Annotated in this window: 21 protein-coding genes and 1 pseudogene; 15 read left to right on the top strand and 7 right to left on the bottom strand. The window is 69.5% G+C overall.

Annotation, left to right across the window (positions count from 1 at the left end; all coding sequences use genetic code 11):
* Positions 1-14: 14 nt before the first annotated feature.
* Positions 15-1538 carry a sugar ABC transporter ATP-binding protein gene (locus I6I07_RS21370; RefSeq protein WP_198483620.1) on the bottom strand — a complete coding sequence of 508 codons (1524 nt, stop codon included), beginning with the start codon at positions 1536-1538 and terminating at the stop codon, positions 15-17.
* Positions 1535-2569, bottom strand: a complete 1035-nt coding sequence (locus tag I6I07_RS21375) for a substrate-binding domain-containing protein (RefSeq protein WP_198483621.1) — start codon at positions 2567-2569, stop codon at positions 1535-1537. Before I6I07_RS21375 ends, I6I07_RS21370 begins: the two co-directional genes overlap by 4 nt.
* A gap of 223 nt (positions 2570-2792) precedes the next feature.
* Here I6I07_RS21375 and I6I07_RS31870 point away from each other — a divergent pair.
* The 4 genes and pseudogenes from I6I07_RS31870 to I6I07_RS21390 all read left to right on the top strand — a co-directional run.
* Positions 2793-3380: pseudogene (locus tag I6I07_RS31870) on the top strand (FGGY family carbohydrate kinase); the annotation flags it as partial.
* A gap of 80 nt (positions 3381-3460) precedes the next feature.
* Positions 3461-4252: an FGGY-family carbohydrate kinase gene (locus tag I6I07_RS31875; protein WP_332840420.1), complete on the top strand. Its 792-nt coding sequence runs from the start codon at positions 3461-3463 to the stop codon at positions 4250-4252.
* The gene (locus tag I6I07_RS21385) at positions 4249-5970 is read left to right on the top strand and encodes a glycerol-3-phosphate dehydrogenase/oxidase (protein ID WP_198483622.1); all 1722 of its coding nucleotides are present in this window, start codon (positions 4249-4251) and stop codon (positions 5968-5970) included. Before I6I07_RS31875 ends, I6I07_RS21385 begins: the two co-directional genes overlap by 4 nt.
* Positions 5967-6725, top strand: coding sequence for a GntR family transcriptional regulator (locus I6I07_RS21390; protein WP_198483623.1), 759 nt, complete (start codon positions 5967-5969; stop codon positions 6723-6725). The genes I6I07_RS21385 and I6I07_RS21390 overlap by 4 nt, the downstream gene beginning before the upstream one ends.
* A gap of 85 nt (positions 6726-6810) precedes the next feature.
* On the opposite strand, the gene I6I07_RS21395 is transcribed toward I6I07_RS21390, so the two are convergent.
* A complete protein-coding gene (locus tag I6I07_RS21395; RefSeq protein ID WP_198483624.1) occupies positions 6811-7389 on the bottom strand; it encodes a hypothetical protein in 579 nt (192 codons plus the stop codon).
* A 360-nt stretch (positions 7390-7749) separates the two neighbouring features.
* On the opposite strand from I6I07_RS21395, the gene I6I07_RS21400 reads away from it, so the two are divergent.
* The 4 genes from I6I07_RS21400 to I6I07_RS21415 all read left to right on the top strand — a co-directional run bounded on the left by I6I07_RS21400 (position 7750) and on the right by I6I07_RS21415 (position 12475).
* Positions 7750-8463: a gluconate 2-dehydrogenase subunit 3 family protein gene (locus I6I07_RS21400; RefSeq protein WP_116522694.1), complete on the top strand. Its 714-nt coding sequence runs from the start codon at positions 7750-7752 to the stop codon at positions 8461-8463.
* A gap of 3 nt (positions 8464-8466) precedes the next feature.
* Entirely contained in the window at positions 8467-10242 is a 1776-nt protein-coding gene (locus I6I07_RS21405; RefSeq protein ID WP_116522695.1) for a GMC family oxidoreductase, read from the top strand.
* Between the two features lie 10 nt (positions 10243-10252).
* Positions 10253-11560, top strand: coding sequence for a c-type cytochrome (locus I6I07_RS21410; protein ID WP_198483625.1), 1308 nt, complete (start codon positions 10253-10255; stop codon positions 11558-11560).
* A gap of 243 nt (positions 11561-11803) precedes the next feature.
* Complete coding sequence (locus tag I6I07_RS21415; RefSeq protein WP_198483626.1) at positions 11804-12475, top strand: lysozyme inhibitor LprI family protein; 672 nt, start codon at positions 11804-11806, stop codon at positions 12473-12475.
* Positions 12476-12490: 15 nt separating this feature from the next.
* Here the strand turns inward: I6I07_RS21415 and I6I07_RS21420 are convergent, their stop codons facing one another.
* Complete coding sequence (locus I6I07_RS21420; RefSeq protein ID WP_006395505.1) at positions 12491-12733, bottom strand: hypothetical protein; 243 nt, start codon at positions 12731-12733, stop codon at positions 12491-12493.
* A gap of 90 nt (positions 12734-12823) precedes the next feature.
* Positions 12824-13339 (bottom strand): GNAT family N-acetyltransferase, encoded by a 516-nt coding sequence (locus tag I6I07_RS21425; RefSeq protein ID WP_198483627.1) that lies wholly within the window; start codon positions 13337-13339, stop codon positions 12824-12826.
* Positions 13340-13586: 247 nt separating this feature from the next.
* Between I6I07_RS21425 and I6I07_RS21430 the strand changes: the two genes are divergently transcribed.
* From I6I07_RS21430 to I6I07_RS21440, 3 genes are all read left to right on the top strand, one after another.
* Entirely contained in the window at positions 13587-14099 is a 513-nt protein-coding gene (locus I6I07_RS21430; protein WP_198483628.1) for an AAA family ATPase, read from the top strand.
* 76 nt (positions 14100-14175) lie between these two features.
* On the top strand, positions 14176-15912 hold the full coding sequence (locus I6I07_RS21435) for a VRR-NUC domain-containing protein (RefSeq protein ID WP_198483629.1): 1737 nt from the start codon (positions 14176-14178) through the stop codon (positions 15910-15912).
* A complete protein-coding gene (locus tag I6I07_RS21440; RefSeq protein WP_198483630.1) occupies positions 15909-18179 on the top strand; it encodes an ATP-dependent DNA helicase in 2271 nt (756 codons plus the stop codon). Before I6I07_RS21435 ends, I6I07_RS21440 begins: the two co-directional genes overlap by 4 nt.
* A 91-nt stretch (positions 18180-18270) precedes the next feature.
* Here I6I07_RS21440 and I6I07_RS21445 read toward each other — a convergent pair whose 3' ends face one another.
* Both I6I07_RS21445 and I6I07_RS21450 read right to left on the bottom strand, forming a co-directional pair.
* Positions 18271-18675 carry a group III truncated hemoglobin gene (locus tag I6I07_RS21445; protein WP_198487620.1) on the bottom strand — a complete coding sequence of 135 codons (405 nt, stop codon included), beginning with the start codon at positions 18673-18675 and terminating at the stop codon, positions 18271-18273.
* Between the two features lie 187 nt (positions 18676-18862).
* Complete coding sequence (locus I6I07_RS21450) at positions 18863-20392, bottom strand: MFS transporter (RefSeq protein ID WP_198483631.1); 1530 nt, start codon at positions 20390-20392, stop codon at positions 18863-18865.
* Positions 20393-20564: 172 nt separating this feature from the next.
* Between I6I07_RS21450 and I6I07_RS21455 the strand changes: the two genes are divergently transcribed.
* The 4 genes from I6I07_RS21455 to I6I07_RS21470 all read left to right on the top strand — a co-directional run bounded on the left by I6I07_RS21455 (position 20565) and on the right by I6I07_RS21470 (position 25523).
* Positions 20565-21449: a LysR family transcriptional regulator gene (locus I6I07_RS21455; RefSeq protein ID WP_198483632.1), complete on the top strand. Its 885-nt coding sequence runs from the start codon at positions 20565-20567 to the stop codon at positions 21447-21449.
* Positions 21450-21556: 107 nt separating this feature from the next.
* The gene (locus tag I6I07_RS21460) at positions 21557-22060 is read left to right on the top strand and encodes a PaaI family thioesterase (protein ID WP_061070938.1); all 504 of its coding nucleotides are present in this window, start codon (positions 21557-21559) and stop codon (positions 22058-22060) included.
* Positions 22061-22155: 95 nt separating this feature from the next.
* Positions 22156-23628, top strand: a complete 1473-nt coding sequence (locus I6I07_RS21465; RefSeq protein ID WP_198483633.1) for an amidase — start codon at positions 22156-22158, stop codon at positions 23626-23628.
* A gap of 275 nt (positions 23629-23903) precedes the next feature.
* Entirely contained in the window at positions 23904-25523 is a 1620-nt protein-coding gene (locus I6I07_RS21470; RefSeq protein WP_006395488.1) for a methyl-accepting chemotaxis protein, read from the top strand.
* Positions 25524-25528 lie beyond the last annotated feature (5 nt).

Genomic DNA, 25528 nt, shown 5'->3' on the forward strand with positions numbered 1-25528 from the left:
GGGGGGAAGGGTCATCATGGCGTCTCCTGTGCGCCCAGGCCGGAGGCCAGCCTCAGCAGCTTTTCTTCAGTCATGTCGGCCGCGGCCAGTTCGCCGGCCAGGGTGCCGTTGCGGATCACCAGCGCGCGGTCGCACAGGCCGATGATCTCGGGCAGTTCGGATGAGATCACCACCACGCCCACGCCCTGGTCGGCCAGCTCGCGCAGCAGATGGTGGATTTCGGACTTGGCGCCCACGTCCACGCCGCGCGTCGGCTCATCCATCAGCAGCACGGCGGGGCGGGTGGCCAGCAGCTTGGCGATGGCGACCTTCTGCTGGTTGCCGCCCGACAGGCAGCTGGCGTCCTGGTCGACGCCGGCGGCCTTGAGCTTGAGCCGCGCGCCCAGCTCGGCGGCCAGCCGCCGCTCGGCCGCGCGCCGCAACAGGCCGAAGCGGCCGCTGACGCGGGCCAGCGCCATCGACGACACGTTGCGCTCGATCGGCATGTCCAGGAACAGGCCGGCGGCCTTGCGGTCTTCGCTCAGGTAGGCGATGCCATGGCGCAGGGCGTCGGCATAGCGCCGCAGCCGCAGGGGCTGGCCGCGCAGGCTGACCGAGCCGCGGCGCGCGCGCCGCAGGCCGCAGACGGTTTCGGCCAGCTCGCTGCGGCCGGCGCCCATCAGCCCCGAAATGCCGAGGATCTCGCCACGCCGCAGCGTGAACGAGATGCCGTGCACGCGCGCGCCATCGTCCAGGTCCGTGACTTGCAGCACGGTCTCGGGCGGCTGGCCGCCGTCGGCGGCGCGCGGCGGGTAGTAGTTGCCCAGGTCGCGCCCGACCATGCGGCGCACCAGCGCGTCGGGCGTGAGCTCGGACAGCGCGCCGCAGTGCACGTCGCGGCCATCGCGCAGCACGGTGACGCGGTCGCAGTGCGAGAAGATCTCGGCCATGCGGTGGCTGATGTAGATGATGCCGATGCCCTGGGCCTTCAGGCCGTGCAGCACGCGGAACAGCGCGGCCGATTCGACCTCGGTCAGCGCCGCCGTCGGCTCGTCCAGGATCAGCACCTTGCAGTCCAGCGTCAGGGCACGCGCGATCTCCACCAGTTGCTGGCTGGAGATGCCCAGCTGGTCCACCCGCAGGCCCGGGTCGATGTCCTGGCCCAGCCGCCCCAGCACTTCGCGGGCGCGCCGGTTCAGGCCGGCGTAGTCCATCCAGGCTCCGCGCTGGGTGTTGATGTGGGGCATGAACAGGTTCTCGGCCACCGTGGCGTCGCCGCACAGCGCGATTTCCTGGTGCACCAGGCCGATGCCCAGCCGCATGGCGTGGGCCGGGCCGTCGATCACCACGCGCCGGCCTTCCAGCAGGATGGCGCCCGCGTCGGGCTGGTGGATGCCGTCGATGATCTTCATCAGCGTCGACTTGCCGGCGCCGTTCTCGCCGCACAGGGCGTGGATTTCGCCCCGTTGCAGCGAGAAGCGCACGCCGGCCAGCGCCTGCGACGCGCCGAAGTGCTTGCTGATGCCCTGCAGTTCCAGCAGGGGCGCGGTCGCCGTCATTCGTTGATGCCCTTGGTGCCGCGCCGCGCCAGGTACTTGTCCCAGTAGAAGTCGTCGGCGTTGGCCTTGCTGACGATCGACAGGCCGTTGTCCAGGAACGGCACCGCCATCGGGTTGGTGCCGTTGCGCCTGGCGTCGTTCATCGGGTCGATCAGTTGCTGGTTGCGCGCCAGGAACAGCAGCATCATGCCCATGTAGCCCTGCACGCCCTGGTTCGGGTTGACCGAGCCGTAGACCTCGCCCGACTTGATCATGTCCAGGATCTTGGCGTTGACGTCGCAGCACAGCACCTTGATGTTCTTCTTGGTCTCGATGCTGGCCTGCGCCGCGCCCAGCGCCGAGTTGGCCTCGGGCATGAACAGCGCGCCCAGGCCGGGGTTGCCCTGCGCCAGGCTCAGCGTGGCCTGGTAGGCCTTGTTCGGGTCCTGGTTGCTGGCCGCGCGGCCCACCAGTTTCATGCCGGGGTGCTGGGTCTTCATGCGGTTGATGAAGGCGGCGATGCGGCGGTCGTGGTTGTCCTGGCCGGGGTTCTCCAGCACCGCGTATTCGCCCTTGCCGCCGAGCGCGGCGGCGATGGCGTCGGCGGCCTGCGCGCCTTCGCGGTCGTTGTCGGAGGTGACGAACGAGACCCGCCTGGAATTGGGCGAATCGGCGGCGAAGGTCACCACCGGGATGCCCATGGCGGCGGCGCGATTGATGGGCTCGATGAACGGATCGGGGTTCATCGGGTGCAGCAGGATGCCGGCCGGCTTGCGCGCCAGCTCCTGCTCGAACGAGGCCAGCTGCTTGTTGACGTCGTATTCCGGCGTGCCGGAATAGCGCGTGCGCACGCCGAGCGACTGGCCCAGCTGCTTCATCATTTCGTACACCGGGAACCAGTACTCCACGCCCGACACCATCACGTTCATCACGTAGACGTCATTGGCGTTGCCGCGCAGCCCGGGGGCTTGCGGCGCGGACTGCGCAAAGGCATTGGCGCTGGCCAGGCCCGCGCCCGCCGCCGCCACGGTCTTCAGGAAATCTCGTCTCATGTTCTTCGCTCCTCGTCCTTGCATTGATCCAACGGCCTCGCGGCCCGGGAACCTGCTGATGATGCGTCTTGGGGCGATTTAGTTGTTATGACATCGTTGCCCTGGTCGCTGCACTATATGGCAGCCGAAATTTTTAGATTACTAGGGGAAACACTGCTATTCTCAAAAAAAATTCCGTAGACAATGTTATGACATGAGAACAGACATCTACCTCGGGATCGACATGGGCTCCACGGGCCTGAAGGCGGTTGCCTTCGCGGCCGGGAGCGGGGCCACGCTGGCGGCCGCGGGCGGCGCGCTGCCTTACCGGCAGTTGCCGCAGGGGGGCTGCGAGCTGGCCGCCGACGCCATCGCGGCGGCGCTGGCGCGGGCCCTGCGCGGCGTGGCCGGCCAGCTCGGCGAGCGGACGCGGGACATCCGCGCCTTGAGCTGCACGGGCCATGGCGCGGGGCTGTACCTGCTGGACCCGCGCGGCCAGCTGCTGGGCGCGCGCGCCGTGGCCTCGACCGACCAGCGCGCTGCGGCCCGGGCCCGCGCGCTGGGCGAACGCGCCGGCGATGCGCTGTATGACGAGGTCGGTTGCCGGCCGTGGTCGGGCCAGTCGTCGCTGATCGCGGCCGAGTTGCTGGGCGCCGATCCCGCGCTGCGCGACCGCGCGCGCCATCTGCTGTTCGCCAAGGACTATCTGACCTTCCTTCTGACCGGCGAGATCGCCACGGACGCCAGCGACGCCAGCACCGCGGGCCTGCTGGCGCTGCGCGAGGGCGGCTGGTCGTCGCTGGCGTTCGAGGCCGCCGGCCTGGCCGACCTGGGCGCGCGGGCGCCAGCGCCGATCGTGGCGGCCGGCAGCGTGGTCGGGGGGTGTCGGCCGCGGCCGCCTCGGCCTTCGGCTTGCCGCCGGACATCCCGGTGGCGATGGGCGCGATCGACCTGTTGGCCTCGCTGCGGGCGGTGGGCGCCGAGCGCCAGGGCCACGCGGTGGCCGTGTTGGGCACCTGGTGTGTCAACGCGGTGGTGGCGCCCGCCCGCGAACCCAAGCCCGAGGTCGGCGCCATCGTCAGCTTCGGCGACCCGGCGCGGCGGCTGTACCTGGAGAACAGCCCGTCGTCGATGGCCAATGTGGCCTGGGCGGCGCGCGCGTTGCAGTTCGCCGACGCGGCCGCCGTGGTCGAATGCGCCATGTCCGTGCCGCTGGGCGCCGAGGGCCTGCGCTTCCTGCCGTTCATCAATGGCGGCAACAGGCCCGCGGGCGCCAGCGCCGGCTTCGTCGGGCTGCAGGCGCAGCACACGCGCGCCCACATGGCGCGGGCCGTGATCGATGGCGTGGCGGCCTGGCATGCCTGGCACCTGAAGCGGCTGGCGGCGCTGGGCCTGGGCGCACCGGGTCGGGTGGCGGCGCTGGGCGGCGGCGCGCGCGACCGGCGCATGGCGCGCTTGCTGGCGGGCTTTCTCGGCCACGCGGTCGAACGCTGCGGCGACGACGAGACCGGCGCCCGCGGCGCGGCCGGCTATGCGGCCCTGTCGCAAGGGCAGGACGCCGCCGATTGCCTGCCGGCGCCGTGCGAGCAGGTGGCGCCGGACGCGCGGGAACAGGCGGCCCATACCGATTTCTACGGACAGTTCCACCGCGTGGTGGACAGCCTGGCGCCGGCCTTCGGCCAACTCTCGGGAGCGGCGCGATGACGCCCGCGACGTCGCCCTACACGCGTCCGGCAGCGTTGGCGGGCCGCCATTTCTCGACCGTGATCGTCGGCGCCGGCGTCAATGGCGCCGGCGTGTTCCGCGACCTGTCGCTGCAAGGCGTGGATTGCCTGATCGTCGACAAGGCCGACATCGCCGCCGGTGCCAGCAGCGCGCCGTCGCGCATGATCCATGGCGGCCTGCGCTATCTGGAGAGCGGCGCGTTCTCGCTGGTGGCCGAGGCCACGCGCGAGCGCAACCTGTTGCTGCGCAACGCCGCGCACCTGGTGCGGCCGCTGGAAACCGTGGTGCCGCTGTCGAGCCGCTTCGGTGGCTTGGCGGGCAGCGTGCTGCGCTTTGCGGGATTTCGCGCCTCGCCCGGCGCCCGCGGCCTGTGCGTGGTGGGGCTGGGCCTGCGGCTGTACGACCGGCTGGGCCGGCGCCAGCGCGTCATGCCGGAGCACCGTATCGCGCGCGTGCCGGCCGCCGATGGCGCGCTGTTCGGCGCCGCCGTGCGCTGGACCGCGACCTACTACGACGCCTGGATCCGCCATCCCGAATGGCTGGTGCTGGAACTGATCCACGACGGCCACCGCGACCAGCCGGCCTCGGCCGCCGCCAACTATTGCAGCGTCACTGCCTGCCAGGGGCGCAGCGTGACGCTGCGCGACGAGCTCACCGGCGAATCGGTGCAGGTCACCGCCGACACCGTGGTCAACGCCACCGGCGCCTGGCTCGACCGCTCGGCCAGCGCGCTGCAAGGGGCCGGTTCGCGCGTCATGGGCACCAAGGGCTCGCACCTGATCCTGGACCATCCCGCGCTGCGCGAGGCCCTGCAGGGCCGCATGGCGTATTTCGAGGCCTCGGACGGCCGCGTCTGCATCGTCTATCCGTTCCTGGACCGGGTGCTGGTCGGCTCCACCGATATTCCGGTCGACGATCCCGACCTGGCCGCCACCGAGCCGGCCGAGGTCGACTACCTGCTGGACGTGCTGCGCGAGGTCTTTCCGCGGCTGGATTTCGGTCCCGCCGACGTGGTCTACACTTACGTCGGCGTGCGGCCGCTGGCGCAGTCAGGCGCCGACAGGCCGGGCCAGATCTCGCGCGACCACGCGGTGGCGATCGACCCGCCCAACGCCATCCGCGAGGTGCCGCTGGTGTGCCTGGTGGGCGGCAAATGGACCACCTTCCGCTCGCTGGCGCAGTCGGCGGCCGACGCGGTGCTGCGGCAACTGGGCCGTCCGCGCGCGCAGTCCACCGAAAGTCTTGCCATCGGCGGCGGCGCGGATATGCCCGCCGACGCGCCGGGCCGGGAACGCCTGGTCGATGGCATCGTGCGGGCCAGCGGATTGGGCCGCGCGCGCGTGGCCGAACTGGTCAACCGCTATGGTTCCCGCGCGCAGGCGCTGGCGCCGCGTTTCGCCGCCGAAGGCGACGCGCCGCTGCGGCACGCGCCGGACCATTCGGCGGCCGAGGTCCGCTTCCTGTGCCGCGAGACGGCCGTGCAGCACCTGGCCGACCTGGTGATCCGCCGCACGCTGCTGGCCATCCGTGGCCGCGTCACCGCCGCGTTGGCGGCCGAGCTTGCCGCCATCGCCGCGGCCGAGCTGGGCTGGAACGCCGCGCGGCGCGAGCAAGAATTGCAGGCCTGCATCGATACGCTGCGGGACCGGCACCGTGTTCAATTTTCCGCTTCGATTCCAAGTCCGATCACGCTATGAACAGCTTCACCCCGACCGAAGACACCGTGCTGGACCGCAGCGCCAGCGCCCCGCTCTGGACCCAGTTCCGCGACGTGGTGCGCGGCAAGATCCTGCAGGGCGAACTGGCGGTCGGCGCCAAGCTGCCGACCGAGGCCGAGTTCGGCGAGCAGTACGGCATCTCGCGCATCGTGGTGCGCGAGGCGCTAGCTGACCTGGTGCGCAATGGCCTGATCTACAAGATCCGCGGGCAGGGCGCCTTCGTCTCGGCGCGCGAACGCGACGAGGACTTCGTCTCGACCGTGCTGGGGTTTTCCGATGAGATGGAGCGCAAGGGCCGCACCGTGCGCACTCAGGTGCTGCAGCAGGAATTGCGCGCGCCAAGCGAACGCGAGATGACTTCGCTCGGCCTGGCCGGCGACGCGCAGGTGGTGGCGCTCAAGCGCCTGCGCAGCGTCGATGGTGAATTGCAGCTGCTGGTGGAAACCGCCGTGCCCGCCGACCTGGCGCCGGGATTGAACCGAACCCGGCTGGAAAACCGTTCGCTCTACGACGTGCTGCGGCGCCAGTACGGCCTGCGCATCGTGCGCGCCGAACGCTGGATCGACGCGGTGCTGCCGGACGCCGAGACCTGCGCCTTGCTCGGCATGACCGAGCCCGAACCGCTGCTGCGCATCGAGTCCATCGCCTACGGCGCCAACGGCCGCCCGCTGGAACACTACCGCGCGCTGCACCGCTGCAAGTCGAGCCGCCTGCACGTGCAGACCACCACCTGAAGCCGGCCGGCCCGCGGGGCGCGGCCTGCCCATGGCGCGGGTGGACAGTCCCTGATGGCCGATCCTGCGGGGAAGGGGCCGCGCTTCAGGCCGCGCCGGTCGCGCGCAGCACCCACCACGCCAGTCCCGCCACCACGGCCACCAGCACGATGCGGCGCAGGCCGCTGCCGCCGCGCGGCACCGCGCCCGGCGCGGATGCGTCGACGCCGGATATCGCCGCCGAGGCGCCGGCGGGCGCCGCGTCGCGCACGTCGGGGATATCCGTTTCCATGATGAATTCGGGCTTGGCCTGGCTGGTCGGCGCGTCCGCGCCCATCAGGCCGCCAATATCCAGGCCGGCCTCGCGCAGCGTGTCCCACAAGCCGTCGTGGGCCAGGCCGTTGCGCAGCGCTTCGATGCGTTCGCGTTCCTCGCGCGGCACCTCGTCCAGGCTGTCGTAGCGGCGGCCATTCACCGTGACCGCGCCATCCTTGATCTCGACATTGAACGGCCCGTCGCCATCGTCGCCGGCGTAACGCCATTGTTCGCTGACGCGGACCCCGTCGCCCAGGCCCGCGCCGCGCAGCGCCTCGATGGCGTCGCGCTGTTCGCTCGACAGGCCGCTGGACATCGTCCAACTGCGGGTGGTGGTCGTGCTGCGCCAGGTCTTGTTCTTTTCCGTCATCGAATGGTTTCCGTGAGTAACGTTTGTTATCCGGCGGCAGGCGGGCCGGCGCGGGCCGCGCGCGCACTCGCGCACTATACAGAGCAGGGGCGGTTTTGCATTCTTCTGACAGTGTCCTTAATGCAAAAGTAAATCCCAAGTCAAGAAAATCGATCTGATCCGGTCTGTGGAGCAGATCAGTTGGTCTGAAAAGCGCATAATGAGGGCCACCTTTCCTTGCGTCCCTTTTCAAGGATCGGTCTGCTTTTCGGTAACGAAGAAGAGCGTGTTGTCACCAGGGCGCCGCCCGGCAGTTCGTGTTTCCAGGAGTGCATGTTCGGCTGTGCGCCAGGACGACTTGGAATTTTCACGGAGATGTCTATGACAGAAGACGCAAAGCCGCGCAGGCGGTTTCTGCAGGCGTTGGCCATCGTGCCGGCCTCGACGCTGGCGGTGGGCGTGGTCGCCACGGGCTGTACCAACGCCGCTGACAGCGGCGCGGCGCGAGCGGCCAAGGCCTACGAGCCCACTTACTTCACCAAGCCCGAATGGAACTTCATCGTGGCCGCGGTCGATCACCTGATCCCCGCGGACCAGTACGGCCCCGGCGCCATCGAGGCCGGCGTGCCGGAGTTCATCGACCGCCAGATGGAAACGCCGTACGGCCACGGCAAGCTCTGGTACATGCAGGGGCCGTTCCATCCCGACGTGGCGCCGGAACTGGGCTACCAGCTCAACCAGAACCCGCGCGAGGTCTACCGCCACGGCATCGCGGCCTGTGACGCCTGGTGCCAGAAGACCCACGGCAAGCTCTACGCCGAACTGGACAAGCCGTTGCAGGAACAGATCCTGAAGGACCTGCAGGCCGGCAAGATCGAATTCGACGCCGTGCCCGCCAAGACGTTCTTCAGCTTCCTGCTCGGCAATACCAAGGAAGGCTTCTTCGCCGACCCGATGTACGGCGGCAACAAGAACATGGTGGGGTGGAAGATGGTGGGCTTTCCGGGCGCGCGCGGCGACTACATGGACTGGGTCGACCAGCCCAACGCCAAGTACCCCTACGGGCCCGTGTCGATCTCCGGGGAAAAGGGGTAAGCCATGGCGATCAAGAAAGACAAAGTGGACGCGGTGCTGGTCGGGTTCGGCTGGACCGGCGCGATCCTGGGCCAGGAGCTGACCGAGGCCGGCCTGCACGTGCTGGCGCTGGAACGCGGCGCCATGCAGGACACCCCCAAGGACGCGGAATATCCCAAGGTGCTGGACGAGCTGGCGTACTCCGTGCGCGGCAAGCTGTTCCAGGACCTGTCCAAGGAGACCGTGACGATACGGCATGGCGTCGACGACGTAGCCGTGCCGTATCGCCAGAATGGCTCCTTCCTGCTCGGCACCGGCGTCGGCGGCGCGGGCTTCCACTGGAACGGCATGCACTACCGCACGCTGCCCGAGGAACTGGAACTGCGCACCCGCTACGAAACGCGCTACGGCAAGAGCTTCATTCCCGAAGGCATGACCATCCAGGACTTCGGCGTCACCTACGACGAGCTGGAACCGTACTTCTCCAAGTTCGAATACGTCTGCGGCACCTCGGGCAAGGCCGGCAACCTCAACGGCCAGATCGTCGAGGGCGGCAACCCGCTGGAAGGCAAGCGCAGCAAGGAATTCCCGCTGCCGCCGCTGGCCACCACCTACGGCGCCCAGCTGTTCGACAAGGCGGCGCGCGAAGTGGGCTTCCATCCGTATCCGGCGCCCGCGGCCAACGCCTCCGGCCCGTACACCAACCCGTACGGCGTGCGCCTGGGCCCCTGTAATTTCTGCGGGTTCTGCGAGAACTACGGCTGCTACATGTATTCGAAGGCCTCGCCGCAGACCACCATCCTGCCGGTGCTGCTGAAAAAGCCCAACTTCGAACTGCGCACCCACTCGCACGTCATCAAGGTCAACCTCGATTCGACCGGCAAGAAGGCCGTCGGCGTGACCTACATCGACGCCCAGGGCCGCGAGATCGAGCAGCCGGCCGACCTGGTGATCCTGTCGGCCTACCAGATGCACAACGTGCGCCTGCTGCTGCTGTCGGGCATCGGCAAGCCCTACGATCCCAAGACCAACGAAGGCGTGGTCGGCAAGAACTACGCCTACCAGATGAACGGCGCGGTCAACGTGCTGCTGCCCAAGGGCACCCAGCTCAACCCGTTCGTTGGCACCGGCGCCGGCGGCGTCGGCATGGATGACCTGAACGGCGACCAGTTCGACCACGGCCCGCTCGGCTTCGTCGGCGGCGCCAGCATCCGCCACGTGCGCTACGGCGGCCGTCCCATCAAGATGACGCCCACCACGCCCGGCACTCCCAGCTGGGGCACCGCCTGGAAGGCCGGCGTGCAGGACGCCTACCAGCGCTACATGACCATCGGCATCTCCGGCTCGGTGATGTCGTACCGCGACGCCTACCTGTCGCTGGACCCGACCTACAAGGACAGCTTCGGCCAGCCGCTGCTGCGCATGACGTTCGATTGGCACGACAACGAATTCGACATGCTGGGCTACATGGGCAAGCGCATGGAGGACGTGGCCAAGGCCATGAAGCCCGAGAAGCACTTCGTCGCCGTGCGCAAGAAGGGCGCGCGCTACGACACCCGGGTCTACCAGAGCACGCACAACACGGGCGGCGCCATCATGGGCGCCAACCCCAAGGAAAGCGTGGTCAACAAGTACCTGCAGAGCTGGGACGTGTCCAACGTGTTCGTGATGGGCGCCTGCGTGTTCCCGCAGAACATGGGCTACAACCCGACCGGCCTGGTGGGCGCCCTGGCGTACTGGGCCGCGCAAGCGATCCGCGACCAGTACCTCAAGAACCCCGGCCCGCTGGTCCAGGCATAAGGAGCCGACAATGATGAAGAAAGCCATTGTCGCCGCGCTCTCGGTCCTGGCCTGTGGCAGCGCCTGGGCCGCCGACGGCGCCCCGGCCGACGCCCAGATGATCAAGCAGGGCGAGTACCTGTCGCGCGCCGGCGACTGTATCGCCTGCCACACCGCCAAGGATGGCAAGCCCTTCGCCGGCGGCCTGGGCATCGAGTCGCCGCTGGGCGCCATCTATTCCACCAACATCACGCCCGACAAGGACACGGGCATCGGCAACTACACGCTGGAGGACTTCGACCGCGCCGTGCGCCATGGCGTGGCCAGGGACGGCCATTCGCTGTACCCGGCGATGCCGTACACCGCCTACGCCAAGGTCACGCCGGATGACGTCAAGGCCCTGTACGCCTACTTCATGCACGGCGTCGAGCCGGTCAAGCAGGCCAACAAGGACACCGACATCACCTGGCCGCTGTCGATGCGCTGGCCGCTGGGCGTGTGGCGCTGGATGTTCGCGCCCGACGTCGTCACCGCGCCGGTCACCGCCCCGGCCAGCGAGGCCGACAAGGTGGCGCTGCTGCGCGGCCAGTACCTGGTCGAAGGCCTGGGCCATTGCAGCACCTGCCATACCCCGCGCGGTTTCGCCTTGCAGGAAAAGGCGCTGACCGACGCCGACGGCTCGGCCTTCCTGTCCGGCGGCGTGGTCGAAGGCTGGCTCGCCAAGAACCTGCGCGGCGACATGACCGACGGCCTGGGCAGCTGGAGCAAGGAAGACATCGCCGCCTTCCTGAAGTCCGGCCGCAACGGCCATTCGGCCGCGTTCGGCGGCATGGCGCAGGTGGTGCAGGACAGCACCCAGCACCTGACCGACGCCGACGTCAACGCCATCGCGGTGTACCTGAAGAGCCTGCCGCCGGTGAACAAGAACGCCACCAAGCCGCTCGCCTACAACGACACCGTGGCGCAGGCCCTGCGCACCGGCAAGGATACGAGCGACGGCGCCATGACGTTCCTGAACAACTGCGCGGCCTGCCACCGCAGCACCGGCAAGGGCTATGCGGAAACGTTCCCGCAGCTGGCCTTGAGCTCGACCGTGAACTCGGCCGACCCCGCGTCGCTGATCCACATCGTGCTCAAGGGCGCGCAGATGCCGGGCACCTCGGCCGCGCCGACGGCTTACGCCATGCCGGGCTTCGACTGGCGCCTGACCGACAAGGAGGTCGCCGACGTGGTGACCTTCGTGCGCTCCAGCTGGGGCAACGAAGGCGCCGCGGTGAGCGCGTCGGATGTGGCCAAGGTGCGCAAGGAAGTGGGCGCGGCCAAGGCGCCGGCGCGGTAATCGCCCGGCCGCGGGCCGGCTGGCCCGCGTCGCCCCATTTGAATTCGCCCGATTCGTCGGGCGAATTTTTTTTGGGGTTCGAGGCGCGGACCCGCGCACGACGGACGGTCCGTGGCGCACTCGCCGCCCATTGGCGTTATCGCGTAGACTTCAAGCCGCACCGTCCGCAATGCCCGGGCCGAGGCTCCTTTCCCGCGTCGCCGGGCACGGCGAACCCGTACATCACCTGGAGAACTTCCCAACATGATGCGTCCTCTGCTCTTGGCGGCATCGCTGGCCGTGGCCGGCAGCGCCACGGCGGCACCTTCCTTCAACTGCGCCAAGGCCGGCACGCCGGTCGAGAAAGCGATTTGCGCCAACTCGGCGCTGGCGGATCAGGATGCGGCGATCGCGCGGCAATACAAGGATGTGCGGGAAAAACTGGATGCCGAGGCGGCCAAGTCGCTGACCGCCGATCAGCGCTATTTCCTGGGCATGCGGGACAGGGTCTATGAGGCGCCTTTCTCGCAGAGCACGCCCGTCAAGGAAATGGCCACCTTCATGCGTTCGCGCCTGGCTTTGCTGAAGGCCATCAATCCGCGTCCGGCCGCCGGCTTCGTCGGCAAGTGGCGCAACATCGAGGGCGAGATCGAGATCACGCAAGGCGCCAACGGCCAGTTGGCCGTGGCGGTCAGTTCGTGGATGCCTTACTACGGCAACTGGGTGTGCGACCTGAGCGGCAACGCGGTGGTCGATGGCGACAGCCTGAAAGTGACCTACAAGGACGGTCCCCCCTGGGTCCTGACGCTGACGCGGCGTGGCGCCGTGCTGGTGGCGCGGGAAACGGCGCCCCCCGGCAGCCCCGACGACGGCTCCGGCCCGCCTTACTGCGGCCACAAGGGCAGCGTGGCCGGCGACTGGTTCGCGGCGCGCTGACGCGCCTCGCCAGGCTCACTGGCGATTGATCAGGTTCTGCGTGTCCTGGATGAACCAGGGCAGGTTCAGGCGTTCTCCCTCGCCGGTCTGGATGTTCAGGCGTTGGTCCGGGGCGCTGGTCGTGCCCTGCGTGGCCGCGGGAGGGCGGCTGCGATAGTCCAGATCCGTGCCGCGGGCCGGCGGGTTGGCGCAGGCGGCGAGCGATGCGCACGTGATCGCGGCGAGGATCGGGCGCAGTGCCAGGCGAAGGGTAGTCATGATGCACGGTTCCTGCTGGTGGCACGGGCCGGCGTGCCGGACGATGAAGGCCTCTCAGGCATACCTTACCCGCAAACCGGGCGCGCGTCGCTAGACCGGCCGCTCGTAGCGGCGCGCCTGCACCTCGATGCCGCCGATGTGGTCGGTTTCGGTGCCGGTGTTGCGCCAGCCCTGCCGCTCGTAGAAGTCGATGGCGCGGGTGTTGCCTTCGAGCGCATACAGATATAGCCGCGATGCGCCGCGGGCGCGGGCCCAGGCCTCGGCGCGCGTCACCATCAGCTTGCCGGCGCCGGTGCCCTGGTAGGGGGGTAGCACGTGCAGGTTGTCCAGCAGCACTTCGCCGGGGTGGTCGTGTTCCTGCTTGACGCAGACGAAGCCGATCGGCTGGCCGTCCTGTTCGGCGATGAACACGGCCTGCGCGTCGGTGTTGGCCTCGCGCATCTGGTCCTGCCAGTGCACCATGCGGTTGTCCGCCAGGCCGGCGTCGAGAAAGCCGTCCGGCAGCAGGCCGCGGTAAGTGACCGCCCAGCTGGCCGCGTGCATGGCGGCGATGGCGTCGGCGTCGCGGGCGGTGGCCTGGCGCAGGGTGACGGCGGGGCTGGGCATGGATTCCTTCGTGTCGATGGGAGGTGGCTCGGCGCTCGGATGGCGCGTCCATTGTGCCGGATGAGTTTGACAGGTTTGGCGGCGTCCAGCATGATCGTGCCATGAACCGTCCGCACCGCTCGTCCGCCCTGATTATTACCACCGCTGGGACCTCGGTGGGTTAGCGCGCGTCGGATCATCGCTACATCAACCCGCCAATGGCGGGTTTTTTGTTGGCCCGCCCCATGGTTTCTTCCCGAGGCTGTCCATGCAATCGAACGCGTCTTCCGTGTCATCTTCCGCCGAACCCATGCTGCATTTCCTCTGCGGCAAGATCGGCGCCGGCAAGTCCACCCTGGCGGCGCGACTGGCGTCGCGGCCGCGCACCTTGCTGATCAGCGAGGACGCCTGGCTGGCGGCGTTGTATCCCGGCGAGATCCGCGAGGTGGCCGACTATGCCCGCTGCGCCGGCCGCCTGCGCCAGGCGATGGCCGGCCACGTGGCCGCGCTGGTCGCGGCCGGATTGTCGGTGGTGCTGGATTTCCCGGCCAACACCCGCGCCAGCCGCGCCTGGCTGCGCGAGGTGGCGCAGGCCGCCGGCTGCCGCCACCAGCTGCATTTCCTCGACCTGCCCGATGATGTCTGCAAGGCGCGGCTGCGCGCGCGCAACGAATCCGGCACGCATCCGTTCACGACCAGCGAGGCGCAGTACGACGCGATCACGGCGTATTTCGTGGCGCCGCGGGACGACGAAGGGTTCGAGATCGTGCGGCACGCATAGGTACAAGCCGAGGGTTGTGGGGGCGGGGCGGCCTGCTATGATTACTGGATAAATAAACAGTCATTCGTTCCGGCCGATGTTGCCCCCGCACCGCTACTACTACCTGCACAACTTCCAGCGCGCCCTGGCGTGGGTCGGCGCGCGCTACGCCGATCTGCTGGATGACCACGAACGCCTTTTCATGGCGGACTTCGCGGCCTTGCCACAGGCCTCGCAGGCGCTGCTGGTGCGCATGCTGATGCGGCGCGGGCCGTGGTTCCGCGCCAGCCGGCTGGTCTACGAGGAAATCCCGGCCACGGCCGAGGCCGCCGCGCCGCTGCTGGCGCTGGGGTGGCTGGATGCCGACAGCCCCATGACGCTGGACGAATTGTTCGCGCTGCATACGCGTCCCGAGCTCGACCGGCTGTTCGCCGCCACGCCGGTCAAGGGCGCGGGACGCAAGGCGGATCTGCTGGAAGCGTTGCGCGCTCGCCATCCGGACGCCCGCGCCTACGCGTGCTGGGTGGCCGGCGGGGCGCACCTGGGCGGCGAGTCCGCGGCGCGCGGCGACGCCCCGGTCGACCCCGCCTGGCGCGTCGCGGTCACCGACCTGTGCGAGCGCTTGCGCCTGATGTTCTTCGGCAACCTGCACCAGGGCTGGTCGGAGTTCGTGCTGGCCGACCTGGGCGTGTTCCAGTACGAAACGGTGCCGTTCGAGCCTTCTTCGCGGGCCTTCCAGACGCGGCAAGACGTGGACCGCTACCTGGCCCTGCATGCCTGCCGCCAGGCGCTCGATGATGGCCTGGACGTCGATGCGCTGTTGCAGGCGGTGGCCGACTGCGCCAGCGGCAACGCCTGGCTGGAAAAGCGCCGCGCCAAGGTGCTGCTGCGCCTGGGGCAGGCCTGCGAGCGGGCCCAGGATTGGGAGGCGGCGCAACGGGTGTACACGCTGTGCGCCTATCCCGGCGCGCGTCATCGCCGCATCCGCGTGTATGAACGCATGGCGCGCTTCGACGAGGCGCTGGCGCTGGCCCTGCAGGCCGAGGCCCGGCCCGAGAGCGAGGAAGAAACCCAGCGCCTGGCGCGCATGCTGCCGCGCCTGCGCCGCAAGCTGGGGCAGGCCGCGCCGCGCGGCGCGGCCGCGCCGGTGTCCCGGTTCGACCTGGAACTCGCGCGGCCCGCGCCGCCGATGGCGGTGGAATTCGCCGCGCGCGATCACCTGCACCGCGACGCCGCGCCGGTCCACTACGTCGAGAACACGCTGATCAATTCATTGTTCGGACTGCTGTGCTGGCCGGCCGTGTTCGCGCCGCTGCCGGGCGCGTTCTTCCATCCGTTCCAGCGCGGGCCGGCCGACCTGGACGCGCCCGATTTCCACGCGCGGCGCGAAGCGCTGTTCGCCGCCTGCCTGGCGCAGCTGGACACGGGCGAGTATCGCGCCACGATCCGCCAGCGCTACGCCGACAGGCAGGGCGTGCAGTCGCCGTTCGTGTTCTGGGGTGCGCTCGACGAACCGCTGCTCGAGCGGGCGCTGGACCACCTGCCGCCTGCGCACCTGAAGCTGTTCTTCCTGCGGCTGCTGCGCGACGTCAAGGCCAACCGCTCGGGGCTGCCGGACCTGATCCGCTTTTGCCCGGAGGCGCCCGGCTACGAGCTCATCGAGATCAAGGGGCCGGGCGACAAGCTGCAGGACAACCAGATCCGCTGGCTGGCGTATTGCGCCGACCATGGCGTGCCGGTGCGCGTCTGCCATGTCAGCTGGCGCGAGCCGGCGTCTTCATCGCTGGCGGATGGCTCGTCGCATGGCGCTTGCCCGGACGCGTCCGCGCCATGACCTACACCGTCGCGGTGCGTGCACTCTGCGAATTCACGGCCCGCGCGGGCGACCTTGACCTGCGCTTCACGCCCGCGCCCAGCGGCCTGGAGGGCATGGCCGGCCACGCCGCCGTGACAGGCCGGCGCGGGCCCGCCTACGAAACCGAAGTGGCGCTGACCGGGCAATACGACAACCTGCTGGTGCGCGGCCGCGCCGACGGCTACGACCCGGTCGCCAACCAGCTCGAAGAGATCAAGACCTACCGCGGCCGGCTCGACAGCGTGCGCGACAACCATCGCGCCGCCCATTGGGCCCAGGCGCGGGTCTACGGCCACCTGTTGTGCCAGGCGCGCGGCCTGGCGCAGATCCGCGTGGCGCTGGTGTACTTCAACGTCGCCACCGAGGAAGAGACCGTGCTGACCGAGAGCCGCGACGCGGCCTGGCTGGCGGCCTTCTTCCACGAACAATGCGACCGCTTCCTGGCGTGGTCGCGCACCGAACTGGCGCACCGCCAGGCGCGCGACGCGGCGCTGGAAAAGCTGGCGTTCCCGTATGGCGAGTTCCGCAGCGGCCAGCGCGAGCTGGCGGTGTCGGTGTACCGCACGGCGCGCGACGGTCGCTGCCTGATGGCGCAGGCGCCCACCGGCATCGGCAAGACGCTGGGCACCTTGTTTCCGCTGCTCAAGGCCGGCCCGGGCACCGGGCTGGACAAGGTGTTCTTCCTGGCGGCCAAGGGGTCGGGGCGCGGGCTGGCGCTGGCCGCGCTGGATACGCTGAACGCGCAGCCCGCCGCGCCCGGCCTGCGGGTGCTGGACCTGCAGGCGCGCGACAAGACCTGCGAGCATCCCGACAAGGCCTGCCACGGCGATTCCTGCCCGCTGGCGCAGGGCTTCTACGACCGCCTGCCGGCCGCGCGCGAGACGGCGCTGGCCCAGCCGCGGCTGGACGCGCCGGCGGTGCGCGCCGCGGCCCGCGCCCACCAGGTATGTCCGTACTACCTGTCGCAGGAATTGATCCGCTGGAGCGACGTGGTGGTGGGCGACTACAACTACTACTACGACGCCACCGCCATGCTGCACGCGCTGACGCAGGCGCACCAATGGAAGGTGGCGGTGCTGGTGGACGAGGCGCACAACCTGGTCGACCGCGCGCGCCGCATGTATACCGGCGAATTGAACCAGCTGGCGCTGGCGGCGGCGCGCCAGGCCGCGCCCAAGGCGCTGAAAAAGCCGCTGGACGGCCTGCAGCGTTCCTGGACCGCGCTCAACAAGAAGCAGGCCGAGCCGTACCAGGCCTACGACGAGGCGCCGGCCGGCGTGCTGGCGGCGGTGCAGAAGGCGGTGGCCGCCATCACTGACTACCTGGGCGAGGCGCCGCTGGCGCAGGAAGATCCGGTGCTGGCGTTCTATTTCGAGGCGCTGCATTTCATGCGGCTGGCCGAGCAGTTCGGGCCGCACGCGCTGTTCGACGTGACGCTGGCCGCAGGCGGGGCGCGCGGCGCCAAGACGCCGCCGTCCACGCTGTGCGTGCGCAACGTGGTGCCAGCGTCGTACCTGGCGGCGCGGCATGCGGCAGCGCACGCGACCGTGCTGTTTTCCGGCACGTTGAGTCCGCAGCAGTTCTATCGCGACACCCTGGGCCTGCCGGCCGAGGCGGCCTGGATCGACGTGGCCGCGCCGTTCCAGGCCGAGCAATTGGCGGTCAAGGTGGTTGGCCATGTCTCGACCCGCTACCGCGACCGAGAACGCTCGCTCGAACCGATCACCGACCTGATCGCCGACCAGTACGCGCGCCGGCCGGGCAACTACCTGGGTTTCCTGAGCAGCTTCGACTATCTGCGGCAGGTGGCCGACCTGATGCGCTCGCGTCATCCGCAGGTCCCGATCTGGCTGCAGACGCCAGGCATGGACGAGGCCGGCCGCGCCGCCTTCCTGGGGCGCTTCACGGAAAGCGGGCAGGGCGTGGGTTTCGCGGTCCTGGGCGGCGCTTTCTCCGAGGGCGTGGACCTGCCCGGCAAACGGCTGATCGGCGCCTTCATCGCCACCCTGGGGCTGCCGCAGGTCAATGCCGTCAACGAGAACATCAAGCGCGCGATGGAGCGGCGCTACGGCGAAGCGCAGGGCTACGACTACACCTACCTCTATCCCGGCATGCAGAAGGTGGTGCAGGCGGCGGGCCGCGTCATCCGCACCGAGCAGGACGTGGGCACGGTGCACCTGATCGATGACCGCTATCGCCGCGCCAAGGTGCGTAACCTGCTGCCGAGCTGGTGGCGGGTGGATTGAACGCGGCGTCCCATGGTGCCGTGCGCCGCGGCATGGCCGGCGGCGGCCAGGCGCCGGCGCGGCGTGCCCTGGCGATGAAGGCGGCTGGCGCTCAGGCCGGACGCAGTTCCGTCAGCGGCTGGTTCGGATCGCGGCTGAGCTGGTAGCCGTACCACAGGCTGCGGGCCATGCGCTTGGCCATTTCGCCCGCGGCGTCGGCCAGCGCGCGGTTCGGCAGGGCCGCCAGCGTCTCGCCCCACAGGACCAGCCAGCGCTCGAACAGCTCGGCGCTCAGGTGCGGCATCGCGGCGTGCTTGGGCATCGGCATGCCGGAGAAGCGCCGGGTGCCCAGCAGCACGGCCGACCAGAAGTCGGACAGCGTCGCCAGGTGTTCGTCCCAGTCGTGCACCTGGGCCGCGAATACCGGGCCCAGCGCGGCGTCCGCGCGGGCCTTGGCGTAGAACGTGTGCACCAGGTCACGGATTTCGGCTTCGGTGCAGATGTCGGGTTCGGGCAGGTCGGGTTCGGACAGGGGGGCGGACACGGGTTCGGACAACAGGGGCTCCTGGCGGCGTGAAACGGCAGCGCGAATAATAGGGCGCGACGGCGCGGGGCCGGATTGATCTGGCGCAAGCCGCCGCGGGTCCGAGCGCGTGGGCGTCCGCGTGCGCGTCGGCGCGGGCGTCCGGACCCGAGGCCGGCGTTCAATGCGCCGGGGTCCGCACCCGCGTCATCGGCGCCGTCTCGGGCCGCGCCAGCAAGGCGTAGACCAGCACGGCCAGCACCAGCGCGAATCCCGCCAGCGCATACAGCACCTGCCCGAAGGCCAGATCGTAGGCGTGGTGCAACAGGTCGCCGGCGCCGGGCAGCAGCGCGCCCGCTTCGTCCAGCTGCCCGAGCGCGGCGCGGTTGGCGGCCTGCAGCAGCGCCTGGGCGCCCGCGCCGGGCAGGGCGGCGGCGGCCTGGGCGTGGATCAGCGTGGCCAGCAGGGCGCTGATGGCGGCGATGGCCACGCCATCGGCGGACACGCGCACGGTATTGAAGATGCCGGTGGCCATGCCGACCCGCTCATGTTCCACCACGCTGACCGCCATGGCGTCCATCAGGCCCCAGGGCAGGCCGATGCCGATGCCGATCAGGCTCATCGGCAGCCACAGCCGGTCGGCGTCGCCGCCCAGGTCGCGGGCCAGCCACGCCAGGCCGATGGCTGCCAGCACCAGGCCGGTGCTGGATAGCGCGGCGGGGCTGAAACGGCGCGTCAGCAGCGCGGCCAGGAACGGCACCACCAGCAGCGGCGTGGCCAGGCCCATCATCAGCTGGCCGGCGCGCAGCGCGCTGTGGCCGTCGATGCCGATGAAGCGGCTGGGCAGGATGGCGATCAGCGCGATGAACAGAAACGCCGGCGATGCCGCCAGCGCCTGCACGCCGACAAAGCGCGGGCGGCGGAACAGCGACAGGTCCAGCATCGGATGCGTGGCGCGGGTTTCGGTGAGGATGAAGGCTGCGCCCAGCAGCGCCGAGGCCAGCAGCGATCCGGCCACGGCGGCGTCGGTCCAGCCGTTTTCCGGGGCGAGCAGCATGCCGTAGGTGAACAGCCCCAGCGCGCCGGTGAAGCTGAGCGCGCCGCGCCAGTCGAAGCGGCCCGCGGCCGCGCCCGGGGTGGCGCGCACGCTGGCCGCGACCAGCGCCAGCCCGACCAGGCCGACCAGGCCGGTGCCGTGGAACACCCAGCGCCAGCCGGCGGTCTGCACCAGCCAGCCGGAGATCAGCGGTCCGAACGACAGGCCGATGCCGAAGGTGGTGCCCAGCAGGCTGAAGGCGCGGGCGCGGGCGGCGCCATGGAACAGCGGCGCCAGCGACGACATGGCCGCGGCGAACGCCGCCGCGCCGCCCACGCCCTGCATCAGGCGCAGGAAGTCGATCCAGCCGGCCGATGGCGCCCAGGCGATGGGAAAGGTGAAGGCGCAGAACCAGGCCAGTCCGCCGAGCCAGACGCGGCGCGGGCCATACAGGTCGGTGAGGCTGCCGGACACCATGATGACGCTGCCGTAGGCCAGGATGTAGCCGTTGAGGATCCAGTTCAGCTGCACCGGCGTGCCGCCCAGCGCCTGGCTGATCGACGGCAGGACCACCGCCGGACCGGTGAAGCACAGGGGAATGAGCACGGCCGTGAGGCAGGCCGCCAGCAGTTGCAGCCAGCGATTGGAGGCGGGTGAGGGATGCGATGGGGTCATGTCGGTAAGGCGGCGCGAAGCCGGGTTGGCAAACGGGAAAAGGGCGAGGGCAGTGCCGGAAGGGCGCGCCATTGAACGCAATGCCGGCAGGATAGGCAGCGGCCGATAAAAGAAAAATAGGCTAGGATTCCGAATATTCCGGACATAGGTGTCCGCATTGAAGGAATTGGCGATGGACAGCCTGAGCGGTATCGGCGTTTTCGTGCTGGTGGCGGACACGCGCAGCTTCGCGGAGGCGGGGCGGGTGCTGGGCGTGTCGCCCTCGGCCGTGGGCAAGAGCGTGGCGCGGATGGAAGCGCACCTGAAGGTGCGGCTGTTCCACCGCAGCACCCGCCACATCACCCTGACCCCGGAGGGCGAGAAATTCCTGGAGCGCTGCCGCCGCATCCTGTGCGAAGTCGAGGCCGCCGAGCTGGAACTGTCGGAGGCCGCCGGCACGCCCAGCGGCCGGCTGCGCGTCAGCCTGCCGCGCTATAGCCGGCTGTTCGAGCCGGCCATCGCCACGTTCATGAAGCAGTATCCGCAGGTGCGGCTGGACCTGGATTTCACCGACCGCATGGTCGACGTGATCGGCGAGGGGTATGACGCCGTGGTGCGTTCCGGCGAGATGCAGGACTCCGGCCTGAAGCGCCGCCGGCTGGGGCCGTTCCGCCGCATCCTGGCGGCCTCGCCCGACTACCTGGCGCGGCATGGCACGCCGCGCCGCGCCAGCGAGCTGCTGCGCCATTGCTGCCTGCATTACCGCTTTCCCAGCACCGGCAAGCTGGAGCAATGGCCTTTGAAGACGGCCGCCGGCGCCGCCGCGCCCGAATTGCCGCTGACGCTGGTCTGCAACAGCGTCGAGACCCGCATCTTCCTGGCGCTTGGCGGGCTTGGGATCGCCTGCCTGCCGGATTTCACCATCAAGGAAGAACTGGCCGCGGGCAAGCTGGTCACGGTGCTGGACGAACGCACCCGGGGCAACGCCACCATGTGGGCGGTGTGGCCCGCCAGCCGCCATCCGTCGCCCAAGCTGCGGGTGTTCGTGGATCACCTGGCGCAGCAGTTGTTTCCCTGAGACGGTGACACGACGCCGGGTCAAGGCTGCCACGCCAGGGCGCGGCTTGATATATGATGTTCATCATATAAACATCCCGTCGATGTTTTCACTCAGGAGGACCGCGCATGACTTCCGCTTCGATTCCCGCCGGCACCGCCGCGCAACGCGAACCCAGCCTGGTCGACCAGACCGGCGCGGGCCTGGATGGCCTGGCGCAGCTGCGCGCCTTGCTGGCCTCGGGCCGCAAGCCGGGCATCCTGGTGTCGCTGGATTTCGATTTCGTCGAGGCCGAGGAAGGGCTGGCGGTGTTCGCCGGCACGCCCGGCCCGCATGCCTACAACCCGATCGGCACGGTGCATGGCGGCTATGCCGCGACCCTGCTGGATTCGGCCTGCGGCTGCGCGGTGCATTCGCGCCTGTCGGCCGAGCAGGCCTACACCACGCTGGAACTCAAGGTGGCCTATCACAAGGCCATCACGCGCCACAGCGGCCGGCTGCGGGCCGAGGGGCGGGTGCTGTCGTTCGGCCAGCGGGTGGCGTACGCCGAGGCCAAGCTGACCGACGCCGAGGGCCGCCTGCTGGCCTCGGCCACGTCCACCTTGCTGGTGTTCGCGCGCCCGGCGGCCTGACCCGGCGCCTGTCTCCAGGGCGCCGCCGCGTCATGGGCCTGTGCGGCGCTGGCGTAGTATCGTCGGCCTGCAAAGCAAAAAGAGGAGACAACACCATGAATGCAGCCACCCCGGCGGCCGGCGGCCGCCTGGACGATATCGTCGCCATGCCCGCCCACGCGCTGTCGGACGCGATCCGCCAGCGGCGCGTGTCGTGCCGTGAAGTGATGACGGCCTATCTGGGGCATATCGACGCGGTCAACCCCAAGCTCAATGCGCTGGTGGCGCGGCGCGAGCCGCGCGAGCTGCTGCGCGAGGCCGACGAACGCGACGCCCAGCTGGCGGCGGGGCAGTGGCTGGGCTGGCTGCACGGCATGCCGCAGGCGCCCAAGGACCTGACCGCGGTGCGCGGCATGGTGACCTCGATGGGCTCGCTGGTGTTCAAGGACCAGGTGACGGGCCACGACTCCATCCTGGTCGAGCGCATGCGCGCGGCCGGGGCCATTTTCATCGGCCGCACCAACGTGCCGGAATTCGGCCTGGGCTCGCACACCTACAACCAGGTCTACGGCACCACGGTCAATCCCTACGACGCCTCCAAGAGCGCCGGCGGCAGCAGCGGCGGGGCGGCGGCAGCGCTGGCCGCGCGCATGCTGCCGGTGGCCGACGGCAGCGACTTCGGCGGCTCGCTGCGCAACCCGGCGGCCTTCTGCAACGTGTACGGCATGCGGCCGTCGGCGGGGCGGGTGCCGTATGGCCCGTCCAACGAGGTGTTCCTCAAGCAACTGTCGTATGAAGGCCCGATGGGCCGCACGCCGCGCGACGTGGCGCGGATGCTGTCGGTGATGGCGGGGCCCGACCCGCGCGTGCCGCTGTCGCTGGGCGACGATCCGGCCGTGTTCGCGCAGCCGCTGGAAGCCGACCTGCGCGGCCGGCGCATCGGCTGGCTCGGCGACTGGAACGGCTATCTGGCGATGGAACCGGGCATCCTGGACCTGTGCGTCCAGGCGCTGGCGGACCTGGGGGCGGCGGGCTGCCAGGTGGACGATTACCGCGTGCCGTTCGACGGCGAGCGGCTCTGGCGCATCTGGCTGGCCCACCGCCACCTGATGGTGGGCGGGCAGTTTCATGCGCTGGTGAACGATCCGCAGACCCGCAAGCTGGTCAAGCCGGCGCTGATCTGGGAGGTCGAGGGGCTGGACGGCATGACGGCGCGGCAGGTCTACCAGGCCACCGAGGAGCGCAGCGCCTGGTACCAGGCCGTGCTCGGCATCTTCCAGGAGGTGGACTACCTGGCGGTGCCGTCGGCGCAGGTGTTTCCGTTCGATGCGCAACTGGACTGGCCCAAGCAGATCGCCGGGCGCGCCATGGATACCTATCACCGCTGGATGGAGACCGTCACGCCGTGGACGCTGGCCGGCTGCCCGGTCATCAGCGTGCCGGTGGGGTTCGGCGCCGCCGGGCTGCCGATGGGCATGCAGCTGATCGGCCCGCCGCGCGGCGATCTGGCGGTGCTGCAGCTGGCGCACGCCCACGAGCAGGTGCGCGACTGGGTCCAGGCCCGTCCGCCACAGGGCTTGTGGGGCTGAATTTGACCGCAGGATTGCGGCCGTTCGCTACGCGTTGTCACACGAAAACACAAGCCCGTGTAACCGGGCTTGGCTTTTTCCCGACGAAGCAGGCATGGAATTGCGGGTTTCCCCTGTTTTTCCGTAGCTGAGCGGGCCCGCGTTTGCAATAATTGTCGATTATTTCCACATCCGGTCATGAATGTGGCGTCCGCGGGCGCCGCAGGGTGCGCCGGACGTGTCGTCCACGCCGTTCCAGGCGGGGGCGTACCGATACAGCACAAAGGTCCTCCGGTATGAAGAATCTGACACTACGCGAGCGCATCATCGCCAGCTTCCTGGTGATCCTGGCCATCATGGGCTTGATGGTGGTGGTCGATTACCAGCGGTTGCTGCAGGTCGAGGCCGAGGCCGAATCGATCAACACGGACGCGGTGCCGGGGATCTACTACAGCACGTCGATCCGTTCGTCGTGGTTCGCCGGTTTCGTGGTGGTGCAGGATGCCTTCAACGGCGAGACCGAGCAGGAACGCCAGGCGGGGCTGGCCGCGCTGCCCAAGAATGACCAGTTGCTGCACGAGAACATCGAGCAGTACCGGCGCACTGTGGTGCGTGGCGACGACCAGCGGATGTTCAACGAGTTCGAGCGGGCGTTGCAGACCTACATGCGCATCCGCGCCGAGATCCTGGATCCGACGATGGTGTCGGATCCGGCCCGGGTGGCGGCCAAGATCAAGTCGGACCTGCGGCCGGCGTTCTACGTCGGCCGCGATGTGCTGGCCAACATGGTGGCGGCCAACAAGCAGCAGGCCGATGACTCGGCGGTCAGCATCCAGCGCGCGGTGGACAAGGCCGAGGTCGGCATGCTGGTGTCGCTGGGCCTGGCGATTGCCGCCGCCATCATCTGCGGCATCCTGTTGATGCGCGCCATCGTCAATCCCATGAGCAGCATCGTCAAGACGCTCGAATCGACCGGCGGCGGCGACCTGACGCGCCGCCTGACGCTGGCGCGCAAGGACGAATTCAACGCCATCGAGAGCGGTTTCAATGGCATGGTCGACGAGCTGACCGGGCTGGTCGGCAAGACTCAGCGTTCGGCGGTGCAGGTGGCGACCTCGGTGACCGAGATCGCGGCCACCTCCAAGCAGCAACAGGCCACCGCGTCGGAAGTGGCGGCCACCACCACCGAGATCGGCGCCACCTCGCGCGAGATCTCGGCGACCTCGCGCGAGCTGGTGCGCACCATGACCGAAGTGTCCAACGCCGCCGAGCAGACCGCGTCGCTGGCCGGCAGCGGCCAGGTCGGCCTGGCGCGCATGGAAGACACCATGCGCAACGTGGTCGGCGCGGCCGGTTCGGTCAACGCCAAGCTGGCCATCCTGAACGAGAAGGCTGGCAATATCACGCAAGTGGTCACCACGATCACGAAGGTGGCCGACCAGACCAACCTGCTGTCGCTGAACGCCGCCATCGAGGCCGAAAAGGCCGGCGAGTACGGCCGCGGCTTCGTGGTGGTGGCGACCGAGATCCGCCGCCTGGCGGACCAGACCGCCGTGGCCACCTACGACATCGAGCAGATGGTGCGCGAGATCCAGTCGTCGGTGTCGGCCGGCGTCATGGGCATGGACAAGTTCTCGGAAGAAGTGCGGCGCGGCATGGCCGACATGCAGCAGGTGGGCGACCAGCTTTCGCAGATCATCCAGCAGGTGCAGACGCTGGCGCCGCGCGTGCTGATGGTCAACGAAGGCATGCAGGCGCAGGCCACGGGCGCCGAGCAGATCAACCAGGCGCTACAGCAGTTGAGCGATGCCGCCCAGCAGACGGTGGAATCGCTGCGCCAGTCGAGCCTGGCGATCGAGGAACTGACGCTGGTGGCCAACGACCTGCGCAGCGGCGTGTCGCGCTTCAAGGTCTGACGTTC

The sequence above is a fragment of the Achromobacter deleyi genome (assembly GCF_016127315.1).
Classification (GTDB): Bacteria; Pseudomonadota; Gammaproteobacteria; order Burkholderiales; family Burkholderiaceae_B; genus Achromobacter; species Achromobacter insuavis_A.

Bases quoted from the DNA above. Each gene is read 5' to 3' on its own strand.
- I6I07_RS21370 (WP_198483620.1), bottom strand. From the start codon at position 1,538: ATGACGGCGACCGCGCCCCTGCTGGAACTGCAGGGCATCAGCAAGCAC.
- I6I07_RS21375 (WP_198483621.1), bottom strand. From the start codon at position 2,569: ATGAGACGAGATTTCCTGAAGACCGTGGCGGCGGCGGGCGCGGGCCTG.
- I6I07_RS21385 (WP_198483622.1), top strand. From the start codon at position 4,249: ATGACGCCCGCGACGTCGCCCTACACGCGTCCGGCAGCGTTGGCGGGC.
- I6I07_RS21390 (WP_198483623.1), top strand. From the start codon at position 5,967: ATGAACAGCTTCACCCCGACCGAAGACACCGTGCTGGACCGCAGCGCC.
- I6I07_RS21395 (WP_198483624.1), bottom strand. From the start codon at position 7,389: ATGACGGAAAAGAACAAGACCTGGCGCAGCACGACCACCACCCGCAGT.
- I6I07_RS21400 (WP_116522694.1), top strand. From the start codon at position 7,750: ATGACAGAAGACGCAAAGCCGCGCAGGCGGTTTCTGCAGGCGTTGGCC.
- I6I07_RS21405 (WP_116522695.1), top strand. From the start codon at position 8,467: ATGGCGATCAAGAAAGACAAAGTGGACGCGGTGCTGGTCGGGTTCGGC.
- I6I07_RS21410 (WP_198483625.1), top strand. From the start codon at position 10,253: ATGATGAAGAAAGCCATTGTCGCCGCGCTCTCGGTCCTGGCCTGTGGC.
- I6I07_RS21415 (WP_198483626.1), top strand. From the start codon at position 11,804: ATGATGCGTCCTCTGCTCTTGGCGGCATCGCTGGCCGTGGCCGGCAGC.
- I6I07_RS21420 (WP_006395505.1), bottom strand. From the start codon at position 12,733: ATGACTACCCTTCGCCTGGCACTGCGCCCGATCCTCGCCGCGATCACG.
- I6I07_RS21425 (WP_198483627.1), bottom strand. From the start codon at position 13,339: ATGCCCAGCCCCGCCGTCACCCTGCGCCAGGCCACCGCCCGCGACGCC.
- I6I07_RS21430 (WP_198483628.1), top strand. From the start codon at position 13,587: ATGCAATCGAACGCGTCTTCCGTGTCATCTTCCGCCGAACCCATGCTG.
- I6I07_RS21435 (WP_198483629.1), top strand. From the start codon at position 14,176: ATGTTGCCCCCGCACCGCTACTACTACCTGCACAACTTCCAGCGCGCC.
- I6I07_RS21440 (WP_198483630.1), top strand. From the start codon at position 15,909: ATGACCTACACCGTCGCGGTGCGTGCACTCTGCGAATTCACGGCCCGC.
- I6I07_RS21450 (WP_198483631.1), bottom strand. From the start codon at position 20,392: ATGACCCCATCGCATCCCTCACCCGCCTCCAATCGCTGGCTGCAACTG.
- I6I07_RS21455 (WP_198483632.1), top strand. From the start codon at position 20,565: ATGGACAGCCTGAGCGGTATCGGCGTTTTCGTGCTGGTGGCGGACACG.
- I6I07_RS21460 (WP_061070938.1), top strand. From the start codon at position 21,557: ATGACTTCCGCTTCGATTCCCGCCGGCACCGCCGCGCAACGCGAACCC.
- I6I07_RS21465 (WP_198483633.1), top strand. From the start codon at position 22,156: ATGAATGCAGCCACCCCGGCGGCCGGCGGCCGCCTGGACGATATCGTC.
- I6I07_RS21470 (WP_006395488.1), top strand. From the start codon at position 23,904: ATGAAGAATCTGACACTACGCGAGCGCATCATCGCCAGCTTCCTGGTG.